Below are 17,206 nucleotides of genomic sequence, written 5' to 3' on the forward strand. Positions count from 1 at the left end.
ATGTCCTATCCGAATTCGGGGCCGGCGACGGCGAATGGCATTTCCTCGGCCATGGCGGTGGCGGGGCCGAGACGCATCCGCTGGAAGGGGCGTTCGATGGTCCAGCCGGACGCCGTCAGTCCGTCCAGGAATGCGGCTTGCGACGCGACGGCGTCGAGCAGGAGCGGTCCGTCCTGCGACCGCGCGATCGCGTCGACCAGGGTCAGCGCGGCTGTGGTGTGATCGGCGAACAACGGGCCGATATGGCACGCGGCTCGGCCGTCCCGCACCAGCGCGATGGCGCCGTTCGTGGAGACGATGCGCGAGCCGGGTCGCTGTGCGAACGCCGAGAGCAGGGCGGTACGGTCGAGACCGGTCGCCCGCCGGTCCCGCGCGCGAAGTGCATCGAGCGTTGCGGCTGACGGAGCTTGCGCGGATCCGGACGTGGATTTCGCCAGCTTCAGCCGGCGCAATTGCGAGGTCGGGGTGAAGCCGAGCGGGCCGTAGACCCGGGCGCCGTCGGGCGTCGCATCGAGCCAGCACGTCAGCCAGTTCTTGCGCGCCGCCTCGAGGCAGGCATCGACGAGATGCGTGGCGAGACCGCGGCGGCGGTGGCTTTCCGTCACCAGCACCATGCTGATCCACGCATTGTTGCCGGAATAGGGTAGCAGGGCCGCAGTTGCGACCAGCCGTGCGTCGTCGCGGATGCCGAACACAAAGCCTTCGCTCAAGAAGAAGCGCCAGTCCTCAATCGTCTGGTTCCAGTGCGCTTCGGTCGAGAGCACAAGGCCAGCCGCGGCGTCCTCGACGCCGAGCCGGACGATGTGCGGACCGTCAGTAGCGACCATCGCGCACCTCGTATTTGGTGGGCTTGCCGAGGCTCGGCATGGCGCGAGAGACCCAATCCGCCGTCCAGGCGATCAGTTGCTCGGTGTCAACGACGGGCAGGTCGAACAGTTCGACCGCCTTCGACGTGTCGGTCAGCCACGCGGTCGGCTCTTCCTTGCCTGTCAGCACCGGCGTGCGGCCGAACTTTGCGCCGAACCTCGCCGCGAGATCGCGCACCGCGAGGATCTCGTGGCCGCTGACGTTGATCGGGGAGGTCGGCGTCGTGCAATGCGCGAGGCAGCGCAGCGCCTGGGAGGACGCATCGCCCTGCCAGATGAAGTTGACATGGCCGAGGCTGACGTCGATCGGCGTGCCCGTCAGCACTTTCGTTGCGATGTCGTGCAGCACGCCATAGCGCATGTCGATCGCGTAGTTGAGGCGGAAAAGGCGCCCCGGCGTGCCGAATTTGCGCGAGAAATATTCGAACATGCGCTCGCGGCCGACGCAGGACTGGGCGTATTCGCCGGGCGGATTCGGCGCCATGTCCTCGCTCGAGCCTTTGCCCTCGACGGGGACGAACGGATAGATGCAGCCGGTCGAGAACGCCACGATGCGCGAGGAGGGGAAAGCCTGCGCGACCAGCGCCGGGACATGCGCGTTCATCGCCCAGGTCAGCGACAGATCGCCCTCGGCGCCGAACTTGCGACCGGCCATGAAGACGATGTTCGGCGCTTTCGGCAGGGCCTGAATAGCCTTCTCGTCCATGAGGTCGCAGTTGATCGTTTCGACGCCGCGCGCGTGCAGCCAGTCCTTCACGCCGGCGTCGCTGAAGCGGGCGACGCCGATGATACGGCGATCCGGCGCGGCGGCCTTCGCAAGTCCTGCCAGGGTCGGGCCCATCTTGCCGGCGACGCCGAGGATCATGATGTCGCCCTCGACCTTCTTGAGATCGTCGATCAGGGCCTGGCTCGGCCGGCACAGGAGATCGTCGAGTGCAGCGGTGTCAGGGATGGTCTTCGGCAGCGTCTGGCGGGTGAGCAGCATGGATACGTCGTCCTTGGTCTTCAGGTCTGCCTGGTGTCGCCGACGACGAACATGCGTTCGAGGGCGAGCACCAGGCCGTAGAGAGCGACACCAAGCAGCGTCAGCAGCACGACTGCCATCACCATCGCGGGCGTGTCGAGCGAGGACTGCACCTGGATCATGAGGTAGCCGAGCCCGCGCTCGGAGGCGATGAACTCGCCGACGATGGCGCCGGCGACCGCGAGGATGGCGCCGACCTTCATGCCGGAGAAGATGTAAGGCAGCGATCCCGGCAGCTGGATCTTGCGGAACAGAGTCCAGCGCGAGCCGCGCAGCGATTTGACGAGATCGAGCAGGTCCGGCTCGACCTCGCGCAGGCCGCGCGCGGTGGTGAGCAGGATCGGGAAGAAGCAGATGCTGAAAGCGATCAGGATGTTCGGCACGATGCCGTAGGAGAACCAGACGATGAAGAGCGGGCCGAGCGCCACTTTCGGAATCATGTTCAGCGTGACGAACAGCGGCAGCAGCACGAGGCTGAGCAGCGGTGCCCAGCTGAAGATCACGGCGAGCGCGACGCCGACGAAGGCGCCGAGCGCGAAGCCGCCGAGGATCTCGACCGCCGTCACCAGCGTGTTGGCGCCCCAGGCATAGCCTGTGGTCCCCAACGTCTGAATTGTCGCAAGCGGGGAGGGCAGGATGAATTTCGGGACCTGGAAGGCATCGACCGCGACCTGCCACAGCACGAGCACGGCGAGGTGCACGATCAGGATGATCGCAAAGCTGCGCGAGGTGCGTGCCCCGTCTCCTGCCACCGCATGCTCCCTGTTGCCGACAGCCAACCTGCCGCGGGTCGCGAGCCTAGCCGGACTCGAGGGAAGTTTCAACCAGTTGGTTGATTAGGTCGGAGCGACTGGAGCACCAGGTCGGCGACGTGCCGGCGGCGGGCGCGCCGCTGGGCCCGGCTCGACAGGTCCTTGCCGAAGATCGCCGACAGCGTCGGCGTATTGGAGAAGAAGAAATAGCTGAGGCCCGCAATGGAGATGTAGAGCTGGACGGGATCGATCCCCTTGCGGAATACGCCAGATCGCACCCCCTCGTTGAGGATGTGGGAGACGCTCTTGACGAGCGGCGAGTGCATCGCCTCCAGCCGGGTCGAGCCGCGGACATGACGGGCGCCGCCGCGGTTCTCGTCGTTCAGAAGCACGATGAAATCAGGGTTTGCCGCCAGGTGATCGAACGATGCCTCGATCAGCTTGCGGATCGCCTTCTCCGGCGGCAGGCCTTCGAGATTGAGCCTGCGCTCCTGCTCGCGGATGTCCTCATAGACCCATTCGAGCACGGCGAGGTAGAGCGCGTCCTTGTCGCCGAAATAGTGGTAGACGAGTTGCTTGTTGACGCCGGCGCGCTCGGCGATCTCGTCGACACGGGCGCCCGCAAAGCCGTGCCGGGCGAATTCCTGGCGTGCCGAGGTCAGGAGCTTCCTGCGGGTGGCGACGGGATCGCGACGCTGCGGCACGGTGTCGCCAGATCGTTTTGCGGGCATTTCCAACCAAACAGTTGACAAGTGGAGGGCGGGCTTGTTGCATTGGTATCCTCACAAGGGGAGAGCGACAAGCCGGGTCGCGGCAACGAGGAGAGATGCGATGAAGCGTTTGCAGGCGGCGGGCTCGGCCCTGGTGTTGGCTCTCGGGCTCGGTGTGTCGGCGATGCCCGCGCATGCGGGAGAGGCCGTCAATCTGATCCTGAACTGGACGCCGACGGCCGACCACTCGCCGTATTACTACGCCAAGGCGCAGGGCTGGTACGAGAAGGCGGGCATCGACCTCACCATCGAGACCGGCAAGGGCTCAGGCGTCTCCGCGGCCAAGGTCGGCTCCGGCGGCTCGCCCTTCGGCGTCGCCGATCTCGCCACCATGCTGGTGGCCAAGAGCAAGGGCGCCGACACGGTCGCGGTGATGAGCGTCTATGCCAATACCGGCCAGACCTTCTACTGGCTGAAGAGCTATGGCGTGAACGGGGTGAAGGATTTCGCCGGGCACAAGATCGGCAACCCGCCCGGCGATGCCTCGCGCGTGATGTGGCCGGCCTTCGCCAAGGCGGCGGGGCTTGCGCCCGACTCCGTCGGCTTCGTCAATGTCGGACCGACCGCCAAGATCGCGGCGCTGAAGAGCCACACCGTCGATATCATCAGCGACTTCTACAACGAGCACGACTTGAAGGTGATCGAGTTCGGCGGCGATCTCGGCTACGTCAACTGGAAGGACATCGGGCTCAACCCTTACGGCAATTCCCTGATCGTCAACGGCGCCTACTTGCAGAAGAACCCGAAGGTCGTCGAAGACTTCGTGCGCGTCACGCAGAAGGCCTTTGCGGCCTGCGTCGCCGACGTGGCCCCGTGCCTGAACGCGCTGCTCGAGCAGGTCTCGGGGCTGGACCGGGCCAATCAGGAACGCCAGTGGGAGCGCATCAAGTTCCTGATGACGGACGAGTTCACGACCACCAAGGGTCTCGGCTGGATCGACGGCGAGCGGATGAAGAAAGACTACGAACTGGTCCAGACCTATCTCGGCATGGAGAAGCCGTTCGACGTGACCACGGCGTTCACGACCAAGATGCTGGATCCCGGCATCAAGATGGACGCGAGCAAGGTGAAGAAGTAGGGCGGTAGGCGTCGCCCGTTCTCCGCGCATGCCCCGGACGCAGCGCAGCGTCCCTTGACGGTGCGCTGCAGAGCCGGGGCCCATTTCACCGAGAGCACCATCCGCGCGGTCTGGGTCCGGGCTCTGCGCAGCAGCGTTACACGCTGCAGCGCGTCCGGGACACGAGAGCGAATCCCAGCCAGCCCGAGCCCCAGCCTCCGTAACTCCATGGAGAATTAACCGGCCGTTAACCATATCCGCCGCATCGTTAACCATTCAATAACAGGGAACGAGTCGGCCGCTATGGAGGCTGCAGCAAAAGTCCAACGTCAAATGGTGCGCCTGCGCGGGCGCTCCTATGTGGCGTTCGTGTTTACGCCGACGGTTCCGGTCCAGGACTGGCTGCACGAGATCGACGCCACCATCGCGCGCTCGCCCGGCTTTTTCGCCGGTCGGCCCGTGGTGATCGACTTGTCGTCGGTCGATCTCAGCCAGGCCGGCATCGGCCATCTGCTCACCAGCCTTCAGGACCGCAACATTCGCGTGCTCGGCATCGAAGGGGTGGAGGAGGGCCGGCTGACCCCCATGATGCCGCCGCTCCTGTCGGGCGGGCGCAGCTGCGTGGTCGAGCCGAGCGCGCCGAAGAAGGCCGAGGTGAAGGCCGAGACCAAGCCGACCTCGCTGCTGCTCGAACACCCCGTGCGCTCGGGCCAGACCGTGATCTTCCCGGAAGGCGACGTCACCATTCTCGGCTCGGTCGGCTCCGGCGCCGAGGTCGTTGCCGGCGGCTCCATCCACGTCTACGGCGCGCTGCGCGGCCGCGCCATGGCGGGCGTGAACGGTCACACCAGCGCGCGCATCTATTGTCAGAAGATCGAGGCTGAACTGCTTGCAATTGACGGGTTTTACCAGACAGCGGACGACATCGACGCCGCCTTGCGCGGCAAGCCGGCGCAGGCCTGGCTACAGGGGAATACCATGCGAATTACAGCACTGAACTGACCAGCAAAGGAGACATTTCAGATGAGTAAGGTACTGGTCGTGACATCAGGCAAGGGCGGGGTCGGGAAGACCACGACGACCGCCGCGCTGGGAGCAGCGCTCGCGCAACGCGGCGACAAGGTCGTCGTCGTCGATTTCGACGTCGGCCTGCGCAATCTCGACCTCGTGATGGGCGCCGAACGCCGCGTGGTGTTCGATCTCATCAACGTGGTGCAGGGCGTTGCGAAGCTGCCGCAGGCGCTGATCCGCGACAAGCGGCTGGAGAATCTCTGGCTGCTGCCGGCCTCGCAAACCCGCGACAAGGACGCGTTGACGGAAGAGGGCGTCGGCAAGGTCATCGACGATCTGCGCAGCCGCTTCGACTGGGTGATCTGCGACAGCCCGGCCGGCATCGAGCGCGGCGCCTCCATGGCGATGCGCTTTGCCGACGAGGCCGTGATCGTCACCAATCCGGAAGTCTCCTCGGTGCGCGATTCCGACCGCATCATCGGCATGCTCGATTCCAAGACGGTGCGGGCCGAGAAGGGCGAGCGCGTCGAGAAGCACATCCTCATCACCCGCTACGATCCCTCGCGTGCCGCGCGCGGCGAGATGCTGACCATCGACGACATCCTCGAGATCCTGGCAACGCCATTGCTCGGCATCATCCCCGAGAGCCAGGACGTGTTGAAGGCGTCCAACGTCGGCACGCCGGTGACCTTGTCGAACGCGGATGGAGCGCCGGCGCGGGCCTATATGGACGCGGCCAAGCGCCTCTGCGGCGAGAACGTGACGATGCATGTTCCTGCCGAGCGCAGAGGTCTGATGGATCGCCTGCTGCGACGGAGGGCTGCATGAGCATGGGTCTGCTTCGACTTCTCCGCGGTAAGAAGGCCTCGGCACCCGTCGCGCGCGAACGGCTGCAGATCTTGCTTGCCCATGAGCGCGGAATGCGTGGCCAGCCGGATCTGCTCGGCGTGCTGCGTGAGGAAATTCTCGCCGTCGTGTCCAGGCACGTCACGCTGGATCCGACCAAGGTCATCGTGCGGCTCGAGCGCGGCGACGAGGTTTCGACCCTGGAGGTCGATATCGAGGTGCCGAACGATTTCGAGCGCAAGAAGGTGGCTGTCGCGTAGGGGGCGCGGCCGCGGACCTCCGTTTGGGGTGGGTGAGAAGGCGGTCCGCCGGGCATGGCGGGCCGCCTTTGTCTTGAGCTTGTGTTGGGCTTGTCTTGGGCTCACGTCGACGGGACGGAACGAGCTCGGGGCCTCGATCGTTGTGAGACACCCGCGGTGGCAGTTGTGCGCTGCACCGCAGTTCCCTCAAGCGGGAGAGCGCCCATGATGTCCGAGGTCCAGGTTCATACCGTTGCCCGGCAGATGCTCGAACAGCACGGACTTGCTGCGATTGCGAAAGCCGCCGAGCAGGCCCGGGCCTGCGAGGGCCGCGGCGAGACCGACGAGGCCAGGGAATGGCGTCACATCGTGGACGCCATGAAGATCATGCGCGGCCCGCATCAGAGCTGACATTCGTAAGCGCGAGCGCCTTCAACGCTCCCCACGATCGCTGCCTTGCTGCGAGGCGCGGTTCTGTGTCTGCGGCTGGCCGCGTTCGCCTGTCGCCTTGCAGGGGAGTGGCTCCCACGAGCCATCCGGCGCCTGCTGATAGGCACTGCATGAGGACGGGGTGGATTTTTCCTCGCCTTTTTGGGCGTCGGCATTCCTCGCCTGTGCGGGCGCGATCAGGACCGTGGCGGCCGCAATCGCGCCTGCGAAAACGAAATGGATACTCCGCATGAGGACCTCCTGTTCGAATTCGAAGAGGTCGCATGCTTTCGAGGATTGTGACGATTTTGGGCCGGGCCAGCGGTTCCGTCGCGGAGTGCTTAATGCGGCGAAAGCCAGGGCTCGCTAAAGCGCGATGCGAATAGGATGAATCGTCATCGCGCTTTAGGTTGTTGTCTAAGCATGATCTTTTCGGAAAACCGCTGCGCACTTTTCCGGATCATGCTTTAGCCGCCCTTGCTGCGGATCAGGCCGGCGAGGTTGGTCTTTTGGGCTTCGCACCAGCCGGGCATGCCGAGCCGACGCTGGTCCAGGTCGGTAGCCTGGGTCGCGACCGCGACCTCGGCCATCAAGTCATCGTCCTGCTTCTCGCCCATCTTGCCGCCGGTGTGCATCCAGGCGATCGCTTTGCGCACCTTCTCGGTGGTGCCGTCGGGCAGGTGCATCTGCTGCGCCCTCTGCACGAGGTCCTGATAGACGAGGTCCGTGTTGGGGCACTCGACCTTGGCGGCGAAGGCCTGCAAGACCATCGTCACATAGGTCGACCGCGGCGGCGCGTCGCCAGCCTGGACCGGCGCAGCCAGCAGCAGCAACAGGCCCGTCATCAGAAAACCGGTGCGCATCCCTGGAACCTCCTCGTTTTTTTGGGAGGCTAGCGTCCGGCGCGCCGCTCCGCAATGGCGCGCGGCGCAATTGTCGTCGGTCCAGCCGGTGGGCTAACCTGCCGCTCCCCAGCCTCGGAGCACGACATGAGCCTGTTCAGCACGCCGTTCGATCCAGCACGCGACACCGCGCTCGTCACCGGCGCAGGCAATGGCATCGGCCGCGCGATCGCGCAGGCCCTGGTCGGTGAAGGCGTGCGGACCGTGTTTGCGGATGTGAGCGCGGAGCGGGTACATGCCGCGATCAGCGCCAGCGAGCAGCCCGCTCTGGCCGTGCCCTGGGTCGGCGATCTCGCCAGGCTTGAGGCCTGCGACGAACTGCTGGCTGCCGCACACGCAGCGCTGGGCGAGGTCACGCATTTCGTCCACAGCGCCTCGCCGCCGCGGCGCGAGGCCGATCATGCCCTCGCGGTCGATCGCAGGACCTGGCAGGAGATGCATGCCGTCAATCTCGATGCCGGTTTTCACCTGGGGCGTGAACTCGCAAAACGGCTGATCGCGGCGAAACGACCGGGCTCGTTCTTGTTTCTGACCTCGCTGCATGCGGGCACCCCGCGCAACCTGCCGCATTATTCGACGACGAAGGCGGGGCTGGCGATGCTGGTGAAGGAGTTGGCCAAGACGTTTGGCCGCCACGATATCCGCGTCAACGCGCTGGTGCCCGGCGCAATCGCGGCCGGCGGATTCGTTGCGGATCCCGCGCTGGCGCGGCACATTCCGCTCGGGCGTCTCGGCGAGGCCAAGGACCTCGTGCCGATGGCGCTCACGGTGCTGTCGAACAAGCTCTCCGCTTACGTCACCGGCGCGGCCTTCGTCGTCGACGGTGGGTTGTCGCTGACGAACTGGTTCGAGCCGCCGACGCTTGGAGAGTAAAGATCGTTCCGATTCCATCGGAACGAACTTTGGCGTCTTGGTTTGACGCGTTTCTCAACGCGACCCGGCATCCGCTTCGCTTGAAAGCGCTGTGCTTAGCAAAACGCTGTGCTTAGCGCTGCCAGGCCGGCACCGGATCGAGCGGCGTGCGATAGAGCTCGTTGTGATCGCGATCGGTGACGCGCACCGCGCAACCCTTCTGCTGCAGCTCCGGCTTCACCTGTGACAGCTCACACGCCAGTTGATCGGCGCGATCGGAGGCAACCTCGATGTCTTCGAGGATGATTCCCCCCTGGTTCTTGAACTCTTCACCAACCACGAGATCGAAATAGTAGTAGGGCATCTGAATTCCCCCGTGTGACGATCTGAGCTTCAGTGCAAGTCTCAACACATCCCGGATGATACCACTGAGTCGATAGTTGCCGAATGAACAGGCCGCGCAATCTCTGAGCTTATGGCGCAGAAATGATGTGCAGCATGTGGGCGCGTTAACATTTTATTAAATATGTCCGGGCGACCATGAGGCATGGAATTGCAGCAGAACCGGGCTCCGGGAACCGGCAGCTGCACGAGAAGGCCGGCGGCATAGATCCCGACGGCCTTTTCTCTTGATCGGAAGACGTGCAAGGCATCGCTTCCCGTAGTAGCCCGGACTCAACGCATTACATCGACTCGGACAGCGTGCGCGAGATCGCGACTAACGCAGCGGCATTGGCGGGCGCACGATAGGTCCGTCGTCATCGGCAACGGCTTGCGTCGTCGTGGCCGGCGCAGCTGGCGGCGCGACCGCGGCGGCCTGCGATGGCGGCGGCGGAGGTGCGAGCGGCGCGGGCGAAGAGGCCGGCATGTAGTTCCGTGCCACGGCCGGTTTGGGCTTGCGAACCGGAGGCGCGGCAGGCTGCGGCGGAAGCGCAGCGGCGCGTGCGCGCGGATCGACCGGTGGCTTCGCTTCGGCTGTCGGCTTCGGTGCAGGCGGCTTCGACATCTCACGCGCCATCTGCTCCTGCCCGGCCTTCAGCTCGGCGATGCTGGCCTTGAGCTGCTCGATCTGCTGCGCCATCGCGGCGAGATCGTGCGTCATCGATTGCACCGACTGCGTTGTGTCGACCGGCAGTGTCGCGGCAGGCGCGACTGCGGCAATTTGAGCGGCGGGCGGCGGCGCAGCTTGGTTGGCCGATTGATCTGCCGTGGCTTCCACTGCGGCCGATGGGGCCTGCGTGGCGGCGACCGGAGCGGTCTGCGACGTCGCAGGTAGCCACGAGGTCACAGGTAGCAACGAAGTCAGTGCTGGCGTCCATTCGGCCAGCATTTGCGTTGCCGTGTCGCCGTGCTTCTCCCAGGCGATGCTGGCGGCCACGCTGGCGCCGGCAAACAAGAACGCGACGGACGCACCGCGCAGCCACTTGCCGACCGAGGATCGCTTCTGCCTGACAGGAACGTCGCTGGACGTGACGCGGACAGCCGTGTCGACAAATGGTGCCGCGGCGGGCTTTCCGTAGACGACGTTGATGGTGGGCTCGGGCGCACGTGCCGGCTCCGGCGCGAACTTCGGCTCCAAAGTGAGCTTGGGCTCCGGAGTGAGCTTGGCCTCCGGGGTGAACCTGGGCTCCGGACGCGGCGCGATCTCCGGCGCCAGCGCAGGAGACGCGCTGGTGGGCCGGGAGGCCAGCACGATCTCGGGAGAGATCTGAACCGCGTCGTGAGGGTCGTTGTCCTTGACCGTGTCCTTCACGATCTCATCGACGATTTGCTTGGCATTCAGCGTCGCGAGCATCGCAACTCCTTTGAAGCCTGGTGTTTGAAGCCTAGGTCGTCCGCATTGGCGCGGCGCCGATCGGTTGAGGTGAGCCCATCCCGAGCCCCAGGGCGCACGAGTCCAGCCGGGTTTGACCAAAGCAAGGCGAGGGGATGGAGATGATGCGACGGTCTTCCGCCGTTTGTGGTGATGGAACCCGGTTGATCGAACACGCGCACGTGTTCCTCTCCCGCCTTGTTTTCAGCGCGATTTTGGCGATATGTGGCGGTGCTGGGGGTGCTGCTATCCGCTATCGGGGGGCCGGCGGTGCCAAGATCTCTACTCGTTTTGTTCGTCGCAGCCTTGTTGCCGCTGGGCGGCTGCATGCAGACGACACTCTCGCCATCGACGGACGCGAGCATGACGCCGCGCGACCGTCAGTTGCTCGCGCATACGCCTTACGCTCAGGCGAAGGTGCCTGAGCAATATCTCCGCCATATCGTGGACTACCACCGCAAGGAACAGCCGGGCACGATCCTGGTCGATACCGATGCGCGCTATCTCTACTACGTGCTGCCCGAGGGCAAGGCGATCCGCTACGGCGTTGCGGTCGGCGAGGAAGCCATGGCGTTCTCCGGCGTCGCGCGGGTCGGCCGCCTGGCGGAGTGGCCGGACTGGGTTCCGACGGCGGACATCCAAGCGCGGCTCGGCCCGTATCCGGCGCGCGTTCCAGGCGGTCCCGCCAATCCGCTCGGCGCGCGGGGCATCTATCTGTATGTCGGCAACAAGGACACGCTCTACCGCATCCACGGCACCAACCAGCCCGAATATATCGGCCAGGCGATCTCGTCCGGCTGCATCCGGATGCGCAATGAGGACGTCATCGATCTCTACGACCGGGTAAAGCTCAATTCGACGGTCGTGGTGCTGCCGCCCGGGCAGAACGCGCAGGCCGAGACGGGTATGCGCTGGCGAAGCTGAGAGCTGTGCGAACGGTCGGTTCCGTCGCACAGGGACGTTGGTGAGCCGGCGACGCTGCCGGGATGCCTTTTCCCTATTCGGGCCGCGCGATCCGCCATTGCAGCGTCGTGGCATTGCCGTTGGCGTCGCCCGGCGCCTTGTCAGCGGGTGACGTGTAGAGCGGACGATAGCGGTAGGCCCACATCTTGCTGCCGTCGTCGCGGCTGATCACGGTGAAGTCGCCGACGGCCCTGGCGTCGGCCGTCGCGGCCAGCGGAACCCAGTTCTCGGTGCACTTACCGTTGCAATTCGAGGACTTTCCGGTGGTGTCGCGCTCGTAAATGTAAAGCGTCATGCCGTTGAGATCGACGAGCTTGCGACCCTGTTTGGTCAGGATCACCTTCGCTGGAGCCGTCGGCGCCTCGACCTTCGGCGGAGGAGGGTCGCCGCCCCCGTGGCCGCCTGCGACTGCATGACTGGTCGAGAGCGTCATGGCTGCCGCCATAACGAAGAACCTGAACATTCCGAACTCCGCCCCGCAAAGTTAATCGCACGTTAAGTGCCCAATACGGCCGAGCTTAGCAGGCGAAGGTTAGTTCCTGGTTTCGTGCGCTGCGACAAATTCGGACGTGGTTTGGAGTTAGATTTGCGCATCGCGTTGCGGGGCGCGGCTGAGCTCGTTGCCGGCGGCGATGGCCTTGCGCAGCAGCCGCATCAGTTCCTCGCCCTCCTTCGCGCTGAGGCCGCCCAGCATGATGCGCTGCGCAGATTCGACGGCCGGCGTGATCTTGCGCAGCGTGCGCCGGCCTTCATCGGTGATTTGGAGCTCCCGCGCGCGGCGGTCGCGGCTGGAGGGGCGGCGCTCCGCGAGGCCCTTCTGGACGAGGCGATCGATCACGCCGGTGATGGTGGTGCGATCGTAGGCGATCAATCCGGCGAGCGTTACCTGGTCCAATCCCGGATTGGCCTTGATGGTCGCGAGCGCGGCGTACTGCACCGGCGTGAGATCGAAGCCGGCGTCTTCGACTTCGGCCAGGAACACCGCGACCGCGATCTGCTGGAAGCGGCGCGCCAGATGCCCGGGCATGTCGTTGTTGTCTTTCACCGACGTCTCCACGGAGGCAGGGAGGTTTCGAGGGTCGTTGACAAGCATACTGATAGTCAGCATACTGAGCAATATCCAAAACAGAAGTTTTGACGGGAGAGGTGCTCATGCAATTCCATCTGAATGGATTTCAGCCGGGCGACCCCGAGATTGCCGATCCCGCCGAGCGCGTTCAGGCACCGGGCGCAACGGGCGCCGTGCCTGACGAGGTCGATGTTCTCATCGTCGGCTGCGGACCTGCCGGCCTGACGCTCGCCGCCCAGCTTGCGCAGTTTCCTGACATCAAGACCTGCATCGTCGAGCAGAAGCCGGGCCGGCTGCTGGTCGGCCAGGCCGACGGCATCGCCTGCCGCACCATGGAGATGTTCCACGCCTATGGCTTCAGCGAGCGGGTGCTGAAGGAGGCCTATTGGGTCAACGAAACGACGTTCTGGAAGCCGGATGAACTGACGCCGGAGAAGATCGCCCGCAGCGGCCGGGTTCAGGACGTCGAGGATGGGCTGTCGGAATTCCCGCACGTCATCCTCAACCAGGCGCGCATCCATGACTGTTTCCTCGACGTCATGCGCAGGTCGCCGGCGAAGCTCGAGCCGTATTACAGCCGACGCGTGCTTGATCTCCATGTCGATCCTGCTGCCGATCATGCCGTGAGCGTGCGCCTCGAACGCGTCGATGCCGCGCACGAGGGCAAGGTCGAGACCATCCGGGCGCGCTACGTCGTCGGCTGCGACGGCGCACGCAGCACGGTGCGCAAATCGATCGGGCGCGAGCTGCATGGCGATTCCGCCAACCACGCCTGGGGCGTGATGGACGTGCTGGCGGTGACGGATTTTCCGGACATCCGCTTCAAGTCGCTGGTCCAGTCGGCCAGGGACGGCAGCCTGCTGATCATTCCGCGTGAAGGCGGCTACATGGTCCGCATCTATGTCGAGCTCGCAAAACTCGATGTCGGCGAGCGCGTTGCGAGCCGCAACATCACCGCCGACGACGTGATCGCCAAGGCGCAGCGGATATTGAACCCGCATACACTCGAGGTGAAGGAGATCGCCTGGTGGTCGGTCTACGAGATCGGCCAGCGCCTGACCGACAAGTTCGACGACGTGCCGGAGACCGAGATCGACACGCGCCTGCCGCGCGTCTTCATCGCCGGCGATGCCTGCCATACGCACAGCCCGAAGGCGGGGCAGGGCATGAACGTCTCGATGCAGGATGCCTTCAATCTCGGCTGGAAGCTCGCCGCTGTCCTCCGGAGCCGGTGCGCCCCAAGCCTGCTGCATTCCTATTCGGCGGAGCGCCAGGCGGTCGCGAAAGAGCTGATCGATTTCGACCGCGAATGGGCGGGGATTCTCGCCTCGGCCGCCAAGGCGGGCGGCGCCGATGCCGCCAAAACGCAGGACTATTTCGTCAGGCATGGGCGCTATACCGCGGGCACGGCAACGCATTACAGACCATCGGTGCTCACCGGCGCGACTTCGCATCAGCACCTCGCGCAGGGCCTCGTCATCGGCAAGCGTTTCCATTCCGCGCCGGTGATCCGGCTGGCGGACGCCAAGCCGGTCCATCTCGGCCACGCCGCGCAGGCCGACGGCCGTTTCCGCATCTACGCGTTTTCGCCTGCGGAGGATCCTGCGGCTGCCGGCTCGGCCATCCGCGCGCTGTGCGGCTTCCTCACCGAGGCTCGGGAATCACCGTTGCGGCGATACACGCCTGTTGGCGCCGACGTCGACAGCGTGATCGACCTGCGTGCCGTCTTCCAGCAGGATCATCGTCAGCTTGCCGTCGCGGCGATGCCGTCGCTGCTGCTCCCGCGCAAGGGCCGCTATGGTCTGATCGACTACGAAAAGATGTTCTGCCCGGACCTGAAAGGGGGCCACGACGTTTTCGCAATGCGAGGGATCGATCGAAAGCGCGGCTGCATGGTCGTGGTGCGGCCCGACCAGTATGTCGCGAATGTGCTGCCGCTCGACGACTATGCCGGGCTTGCATCGTACTTCGACCGCTTCATGCTGAAGGTGATCTGACGCCCGGCGTCGAGTTCCCTGCACGTACAATTTAAGAAAGTTCTTCGCGGGCAGATTTCATCGATCGTAACATGTGTATCCAAAGATGCAGTCATCCACTCGGGGCAGCGGGGCACGGGAGGATGAAATGAGTCAGAGCCAGGCGGAGACGCGCCGTCAGCAGAATGTCGCTAAGCGGTCGATGACCAAGGAGGCCCAGCAGCTGGCCGGGTTGATTGCCGGACTGCGCAAGTCCCTCGAAGCGATCCACAAGGAACGGACGAGCACAAAGCTCAGCGGCGCCGAGATGGGTTTGCTCGACGAGCGCCGCAACAATCTATTGCTCACCATTGCAGCCCTCGATGACCGCCTCTCGGCGGTGCAGGGCCTGATCAATCTCGGCCGCCCCCACGTTATTCGCGTGCATTAGCGCCGATCCGGCGCGGCAGGATCGGCTCCGTTGCCGATGGCACGAGGCGTGCCCATACCGCCTGCGGATGGCATCAAATTGCCACGCTCCCGGCGAATTGCCGCCAAAACCCGCTGTCACGAGAAGGCTGGGTGCAGGGCGACGCTAGGGGATGCGAATTGGCCTACAAAATGGTCGCAGAACGCGACAACGAGAAGTACAGCTTCGCCCGCGAGAGCCGGTTGGTCATCGTGGCGAAGGCAAAGGTGTGGGCGAGCGAGGGATGGCGGGTCGTCATCACCGACCAGGACGGCAAGGCCTACGCGCCGCCCGAATTCGATCAGCAGTCGGCTGCGTGATCGCGAGACGGGGCGAGGGGACGACAGTTTGACGTCGTTGTTTCGACCTTGGCGCGGCCCGACTATGCCCCTGATGACTGTCGCAGCCGCCACCGTGCTGACGGTGACGGGTGCGGCCGCGCAAAATCTCGACGCGGGCAAATCGCCCGCGAAGCTCTTTGCCGACGGCTGCGCGACCTGCCATCGCAGTCCGCGCGGTCTCGCCAAGGGCCGCTTCAGCCTGACGCTGTCCTGGTTCCTGAAGGACCATTACTCAACCAGCACCGACTCGGCCAGGGCACTCGCCGCCTACCTCGTGTCGGTCGATGAATCACCGCCCCGGGGCGCGGCCAAGCCTGGCGCAAAGCCGCCTCGATCCGCGCCGCGTCAGCCCAAGCCGGTGCAGAGCCAGTAGGCGGGCCGGCAACGGGCCGGCATCAACGCACCGTGGTCTCCGAGAACAGGTTAATGACCACGACCCCGGACACGATCAGCGCGATGCCGACGAAGGCTGCGGCGTCCAGGATCTGGCGGAACAGCACGAAGGAGACGGTGGCGGTCAGGATGATGCCGACCCCGCCCCAGATCGCATAGGCGATGCTCAACGGGATGACCCGGATCGCCACCGACAGCGCGTAGAACGAGGCGACGTAGAACAGCACCATCGCCAGCGTCGGCCAGGGACGGGTGAATTGCGCGGACTGCTGCAGGAACGCCGACGCGGTGACCTCGAACACGATGGCGAGGGCAAGAGCCGTATAGGCGTTGAAGACGGAGCTCATGCGGAGACCAGGCCGACGATGGCTGACATATGACGGCGCATACCACGCGGGGGTGACGTGCCTGCGACAGCTTGGAGCGTGGTGCAAAGGCTCTGCGGTCGGTCCGGATGACCAAGCCGCCGCGCGATGAATCGCGCAGCGGCTCCATGATACAGCGACGGTCGCGCGTGGCTTCAATCGATCCGCATCGAAAGCTCGACGTCCTCGGCGAAGGCCGTGGACATATAGCCGCTTCCGGGCTGGCGCATGCGGGAGAGATAGTCTGGGCTGTCGTCGGCGACGATGATCGCGCCCGGCTTGAGACGGTCTTCGAGCAGATCGAGCGTCATCCGAATCGCGGCGCTGAGGGATTGCCGGCAGCAGCGTTCGAAGGTTGATTGTTGTTCAGATTTCGGGGGATTATGGGTTAGCCTCGCCGCGTTCGTCATCCATTCATCGAGACCCCGCGCCATGCACGTTCTCCGCGCCCAGTTCCGCATCGAGACACAGCGCGCGCTGGAATTTGCCGCATCTCGCGGCTTCGGCGTGATCGTGGTGGCGGACGAGCGCGGGCCGCGGGCCTCGCACGTGCCATTCGTGCTGACCGAGCGCGGCGGGCACACTGTCGTGCAGATTCACTTCACCGCCAAAAATCCGCTTGTGGCGCTGGCCGATGGCAGCAGACGATTTCTGCTGATCGTTACCGGCGACGATGCCTATGTCTCCAACGACTGGTATGCCTCACGCGACAACGTCTCGACCTGGCTTTACGAAGCGGTGCACCTGTCGGGCGTGGCCCATCTGCGCGGGCTCGACGAGAACCGCGGGCACGGCGATGCGCTGCTCGCAATCTCCGAGGCGCGCTTGCCGAAAGAACCCTGGGACCTCGCGCAGATGGAGCCGGGCAAGCGTGAGAGCATGCTGGCTGCGATCCGCGTCGTCGATCTCGTGGTGGATGAGGTCGAAGGGCAGGCCAAGCTCAACCAGCACAAGAGCGATGCTGACCATGTCGCGGTCGCCGATCGATTGGCGCGGTCGGAGGAGTCGGGTCACCGGCGGCTGGCGCGCAAGATGCAGGCGCTGCGGCAGGGGCTTGGATACGAGATGCCGTAACGCTTGCCTCGCGCAA

The 17,206-nt window shown here is 65.0% G+C and carries 22 protein-coding genes and 1 pseudogene; 12 read left to right on the top strand and 11 right to left on the bottom strand.

The genetic code is table 11. The features are described 5' to 3' along the window. Positions 1-5: 5 nt before the first annotated feature. The 4 genes from H1B27_RS25230 to H1B27_RS25245 form a co-directional block, all read right to left on the bottom strand. Positions 6-827, bottom strand: coding sequence for a GNAT family N-acetyltransferase (locus H1B27_RS25230; RefSeq protein WP_197967906.1), 822 nt, complete (start codon positions 825-827; stop codon positions 6-8). Next, positions 814-1,851 carry an NAD-dependent epimerase/dehydratase family protein gene (locus H1B27_RS25235; RefSeq protein WP_197967907.1) on the bottom strand — a complete coding sequence of 346 codons (1,038 nt, stop codon included), beginning with the start codon at positions 1,849-1,851 and terminating at the stop codon, positions 814-816. The genes H1B27_RS25230 and H1B27_RS25235 overlap by 14 nt, the downstream gene beginning before the upstream one ends. A gap of 20 nt (positions 1,852-1,871) precedes the next feature. Further along, on the bottom strand, positions 1,872-2,642 hold the full coding sequence (locus tag H1B27_RS25240) for an ABC transporter permease (protein ID WP_197967908.1): 771 nt from the start codon (positions 2,640-2,642) through the stop codon (positions 1,872-1,874). 68 nt (positions 2,643-2,710) lie between these two features. Then, positions 2,711-3,373 carry a TetR/AcrR family transcriptional regulator gene (locus H1B27_RS25245; RefSeq protein WP_197967909.1) on the bottom strand — a complete coding sequence of 221 codons (663 nt, stop codon included), beginning with the start codon at positions 3,371-3,373 and terminating at the stop codon, positions 2,711-2,713. A 100-nt stretch (positions 3,374-3,473) separates the two neighbouring features. Here H1B27_RS25245 and H1B27_RS25250 point away from each other — a divergent pair, with 100 nt between their 5' ends. The 5 genes from H1B27_RS25250 to H1B27_RS25270 all read left to right on the top strand — a co-directional run bounded on the left by H1B27_RS25250 (position 3,474) and on the right by H1B27_RS25270 (position 6,976). Beyond that, positions 3,474-4,490 carry an ABC transporter substrate-binding protein gene (locus tag H1B27_RS25250; protein ID WP_197967910.1) on the top strand — a complete coding sequence of 339 codons (1,017 nt, stop codon included), beginning with the start codon at positions 3,474-3,476 and terminating at the stop codon, positions 4,488-4,490. 282 nt (positions 4,491-4,772) lie between these two features. Continuing rightward, complete coding sequence (minC, locus tag H1B27_RS25255) at positions 4,773-5,471, top strand: septum site-determining protein MinC (RefSeq protein WP_197967911.1); 699 nt, start codon at positions 4,773-4,775, stop codon at positions 5,469-5,471. Between the two features lie 21 nt (positions 5,472-5,492). Next, positions 5,493-6,308 carry a septum site-determining protein MinD gene (minD, locus tag H1B27_RS25260; RefSeq protein ID WP_061876558.1) on the top strand — a complete coding sequence of 272 codons (816 nt, stop codon included), beginning with the start codon at positions 5,493-5,495 and terminating at the stop codon, positions 6,306-6,308. Next, positions 6,305-6,586 (top strand): cell division topological specificity factor MinE, encoded by a 282-nt coding sequence (gene minE, locus H1B27_RS25265; protein WP_025035955.1) that lies wholly within the window; start codon positions 6,305-6,307, stop codon positions 6,584-6,586. The genes minD and minE overlap by 4 nt, the downstream gene beginning before the upstream one ends. Positions 6,587-6,790: 204 nt before the next feature. After that, positions 6,791-6,976 (top strand): hypothetical protein, encoded by a 186-nt coding sequence (locus H1B27_RS25270; RefSeq protein WP_061876559.1) that lies wholly within the window; start codon positions 6,791-6,793, stop codon positions 6,974-6,976. A gap of 485 nt (positions 6,977-7,461) precedes the next feature. Here H1B27_RS25270 and H1B27_RS25275 read toward each other — a convergent pair whose 3' ends face one another. Then, positions 7,462-7,857 (bottom strand): hypothetical protein, encoded by a 396-nt coding sequence (locus tag H1B27_RS25275; RefSeq protein WP_061876561.1) that lies wholly within the window; start codon positions 7,855-7,857, stop codon positions 7,462-7,464. A gap of 126 nt (positions 7,858-7,983) precedes the next feature. Here H1B27_RS25275 and H1B27_RS25280 point away from each other — a divergent pair, with 126 nt between their 5' ends. Beyond that, the gene (locus tag H1B27_RS25280) at positions 7,984-8,769 is read left to right on the top strand and encodes an SDR family NAD(P)-dependent oxidoreductase (protein WP_197967912.1); all 786 of its coding nucleotides are present in this window, start codon (positions 7,984-7,986) and stop codon (positions 8,767-8,769) included. A gap of 112 nt (positions 8,770-8,881) precedes the next feature. Here the strand turns inward: H1B27_RS25280 and H1B27_RS25285 are convergent, their stop codons facing one another. Further along, a complete protein-coding gene (locus H1B27_RS25285; RefSeq protein ID WP_025035960.1) occupies positions 8,882-9,112 on the bottom strand; it encodes a DUF6894 family protein in 231 nt (76 codons plus the stop codon). Between the two features lie 354 nt (positions 9,113-9,466). Beyond that, positions 9,467-10,543: a hypothetical protein gene (locus H1B27_RS25290; protein WP_197967913.1), complete on the bottom strand. Its 1,077-nt coding sequence runs from the start codon at positions 10,541-10,543 to the stop codon at positions 9,467-9,469. A 345-nt stretch (positions 10,544-10,888) separates the two neighbouring features. Here H1B27_RS25290 and H1B27_RS25295 point away from each other — a divergent pair, with 345 nt between their 5' ends. Further along, positions 10,889-11,485: a L,D-transpeptidase gene (locus H1B27_RS25295; protein ID WP_165935844.1), complete on the top strand. Its 597-nt coding sequence runs from the start codon at positions 10,889-10,891 to the stop codon at positions 11,483-11,485. Positions 11,486-11,558: 73 nt separating this feature from the next. Here the strand turns inward: H1B27_RS25295 and H1B27_RS25300 are convergent, their stop codons facing one another. Then, a complete protein-coding gene (locus H1B27_RS25300; protein ID WP_197967914.1) occupies positions 11,559-11,987 on the bottom strand; it encodes a COG4315 family predicted lipoprotein in 429 nt (142 codons plus the stop codon). A gap of 117 nt (positions 11,988-12,104) precedes the next feature. Next, positions 12,105-12,569: a MarR family winged helix-turn-helix transcriptional regulator gene (locus tag H1B27_RS25305; protein ID WP_061876627.1), complete on the bottom strand. Its 465-nt coding sequence runs from the start codon at positions 12,567-12,569 to the stop codon at positions 12,105-12,107. Between the two features lie 107 nt (positions 12,570-12,676). Here H1B27_RS25305 and H1B27_RS25310 point away from each other — a divergent pair, with 107 nt between their 5' ends. The 4 genes from H1B27_RS25310 (at position 12,677) to H1B27_RS25325 (ending at position 15,731) form a co-directional block, all read left to right on the top strand. Then, the gene (locus H1B27_RS25310) at positions 12,677-14,590 is read left to right on the top strand and encodes an FAD-binding monooxygenase (protein ID WP_197967915.1); all 1,914 of its coding nucleotides are present in this window, start codon (positions 12,677-12,679) and stop codon (positions 14,588-14,590) included. A gap of 127 nt (positions 14,591-14,717) precedes the next feature. After that, positions 14,718-14,999 carry a hypothetical protein gene (locus H1B27_RS25315; protein ID WP_028179792.1) on the top strand — a complete coding sequence of 94 codons (282 nt, stop codon included), beginning with the start codon at positions 14,718-14,720 and terminating at the stop codon, positions 14,997-14,999. Between the two features lie 131 nt (positions 15,000-15,130). Then, on the top strand, positions 15,131-15,337 hold the full coding sequence (locus H1B27_RS25320) for a hypothetical protein (RefSeq protein ID WP_028179791.1): 207 nt from the start codon (positions 15,131-15,133) through the stop codon (positions 15,335-15,337). A 73-nt stretch (positions 15,338-15,410) separates the two neighbouring features. Continuing rightward, on the top strand, positions 15,411-15,731 hold the full coding sequence (locus H1B27_RS25325) for a hypothetical protein (RefSeq protein WP_061876628.1): 321 nt from the start codon (positions 15,411-15,413) through the stop codon (positions 15,729-15,731). A gap of 22 nt (positions 15,732-15,753) precedes the next feature. On the opposite strand, the gene H1B27_RS25330 is transcribed toward H1B27_RS25325, so the two are convergent. Continuing rightward, positions 15,754-16,098 (bottom strand): DMT family transporter, encoded by a 345-nt coding sequence (locus H1B27_RS25330; RefSeq protein ID WP_028179789.1) that lies wholly within the window; start codon positions 16,096-16,098, stop codon positions 15,754-15,756. A 173-nt stretch (positions 16,099-16,271) separates the two neighbouring features. Further along, positions 16,272-16,421 (bottom strand): annotated as a pseudogene (locus H1B27_RS25335) (O-methyltransferase); the annotation flags it as partial. A gap of 127 nt (positions 16,422-16,548) precedes the next feature. Between H1B27_RS25335 and H1B27_RS25340 the strand changes: the two are divergent. Next, on the top strand, positions 16,549-17,190 hold the full coding sequence (locus H1B27_RS25340) for an FMN-binding negative transcriptional regulator (RefSeq protein WP_197967916.1): 642 nt from the start codon (positions 16,549-16,551) through the stop codon (positions 17,188-17,190). Positions 17,191-17,206: the final 16 nt, after the last annotated feature.

It is taken from the genome of Bradyrhizobium diversitatis, assembly GCF_016031635.1.
GTDB classification, from domain to species: domain Bacteria; phylum Pseudomonadota; class Alphaproteobacteria; order Rhizobiales; family Xanthobacteraceae; genus Bradyrhizobium; species Bradyrhizobium diversitatis.

Coding starts and splice junctions, on each gene's coding strand:
- H1B27_RS25230 (WP_197967906.1), bottom strand. CDS start 827: ATGGTCGCTACTGACGGTCCGCACATCGTCCGGCTCGGCGTCGAGGAC.
- H1B27_RS25235 (WP_197967907.1), bottom strand. CDS start 1,851: ATGCTGCTCACCCGCCAGACGCTGCCGAAGACCATCCCTGACACCGCT.
- H1B27_RS25245 (WP_197967909.1), bottom strand. CDS start 3,373: ATGCCCGCAAAACGATCTGGCGACACCGTGCCGCAGCGTCGCGATCCC.
- H1B27_RS25250 (WP_197967910.1), top strand. CDS start 3,474: ATGAAGCGTTTGCAGGCGGCGGGCTCGGCCCTGGTGTTGGCTCTCGGG.
- minC (WP_197967911.1), top strand. CDS start 4,773: ATGGAGGCTGCAGCAAAAGTCCAACGTCAAATGGTGCGCCTGCGCGGG.
- minD (WP_061876558.1), top strand. CDS start 5,493: ATGAGTAAGGTACTGGTCGTGACATCAGGCAAGGGCGGGGTCGGGAAG.
- minE (WP_025035955.1), top strand. CDS start 6,305: ATGAGCATGGGTCTGCTTCGACTTCTCCGCGGTAAGAAGGCCTCGGCA.
- H1B27_RS25270 (WP_061876559.1), top strand. CDS start 6,791: ATGATGTCCGAGGTCCAGGTTCATACCGTTGCCCGGCAGATGCTCGAA.
- H1B27_RS25275 (WP_061876561.1), bottom strand. CDS start 7,857: ATGCGCACCGGTTTTCTGATGACGGGCCTGTTGCTGCTGCTGGCTGCG.
- H1B27_RS25280 (WP_197967912.1), top strand. CDS start 7,984: ATGAGCCTGTTCAGCACGCCGTTCGATCCAGCACGCGACACCGCGCTC.
- H1B27_RS25285 (WP_025035960.1), bottom strand. CDS start 9,112: ATGCCCTACTACTATTTCGATCTCGTGGTTGGTGAAGAGTTCAAGAAC.
- H1B27_RS25290 (WP_197967913.1), bottom strand. CDS start 10,543: ATGCTCGCGACGCTGAATGCCAAGCAAATCGTCGATGAGATCGTGAAG.
- H1B27_RS25295 (WP_165935844.1), top strand. CDS start 10,889: ATGCAGACGACACTCTCGCCATCGACGGACGCGAGCATGACGCCGCGC.
- H1B27_RS25300 (WP_197967914.1), bottom strand. CDS start 11,987: ATGTTCAGGTTCTTCGTTATGGCGGCAGCCATGACGCTCTCGACCAGT.
- H1B27_RS25310 (WP_197967915.1), top strand. CDS start 12,677: ATGCAATTCCATCTGAATGGATTTCAGCCGGGCGACCCCGAGATTGCC.
- H1B27_RS25315 (WP_028179792.1), top strand. CDS start 14,718: ATGAGTCAGAGCCAGGCGGAGACGCGCCGTCAGCAGAATGTCGCTAAG.
- H1B27_RS25325 (WP_061876628.1), top strand. CDS start 15,411: ATGACTGTCGCAGCCGCCACCGTGCTGACGGTGACGGGTGCGGCCGCG.
- H1B27_RS25330 (WP_028179789.1), bottom strand. CDS start 16,098: ATGAGCTCCGTCTTCAACGCCTATACGGCTCTTGCCCTCGCCATCGTG.
- H1B27_RS25340 (WP_197967916.1), top strand. CDS start 16,549: ATGCACGTTCTCCGCGCCCAGTTCCGCATCGAGACACAGCGCGCGCTG.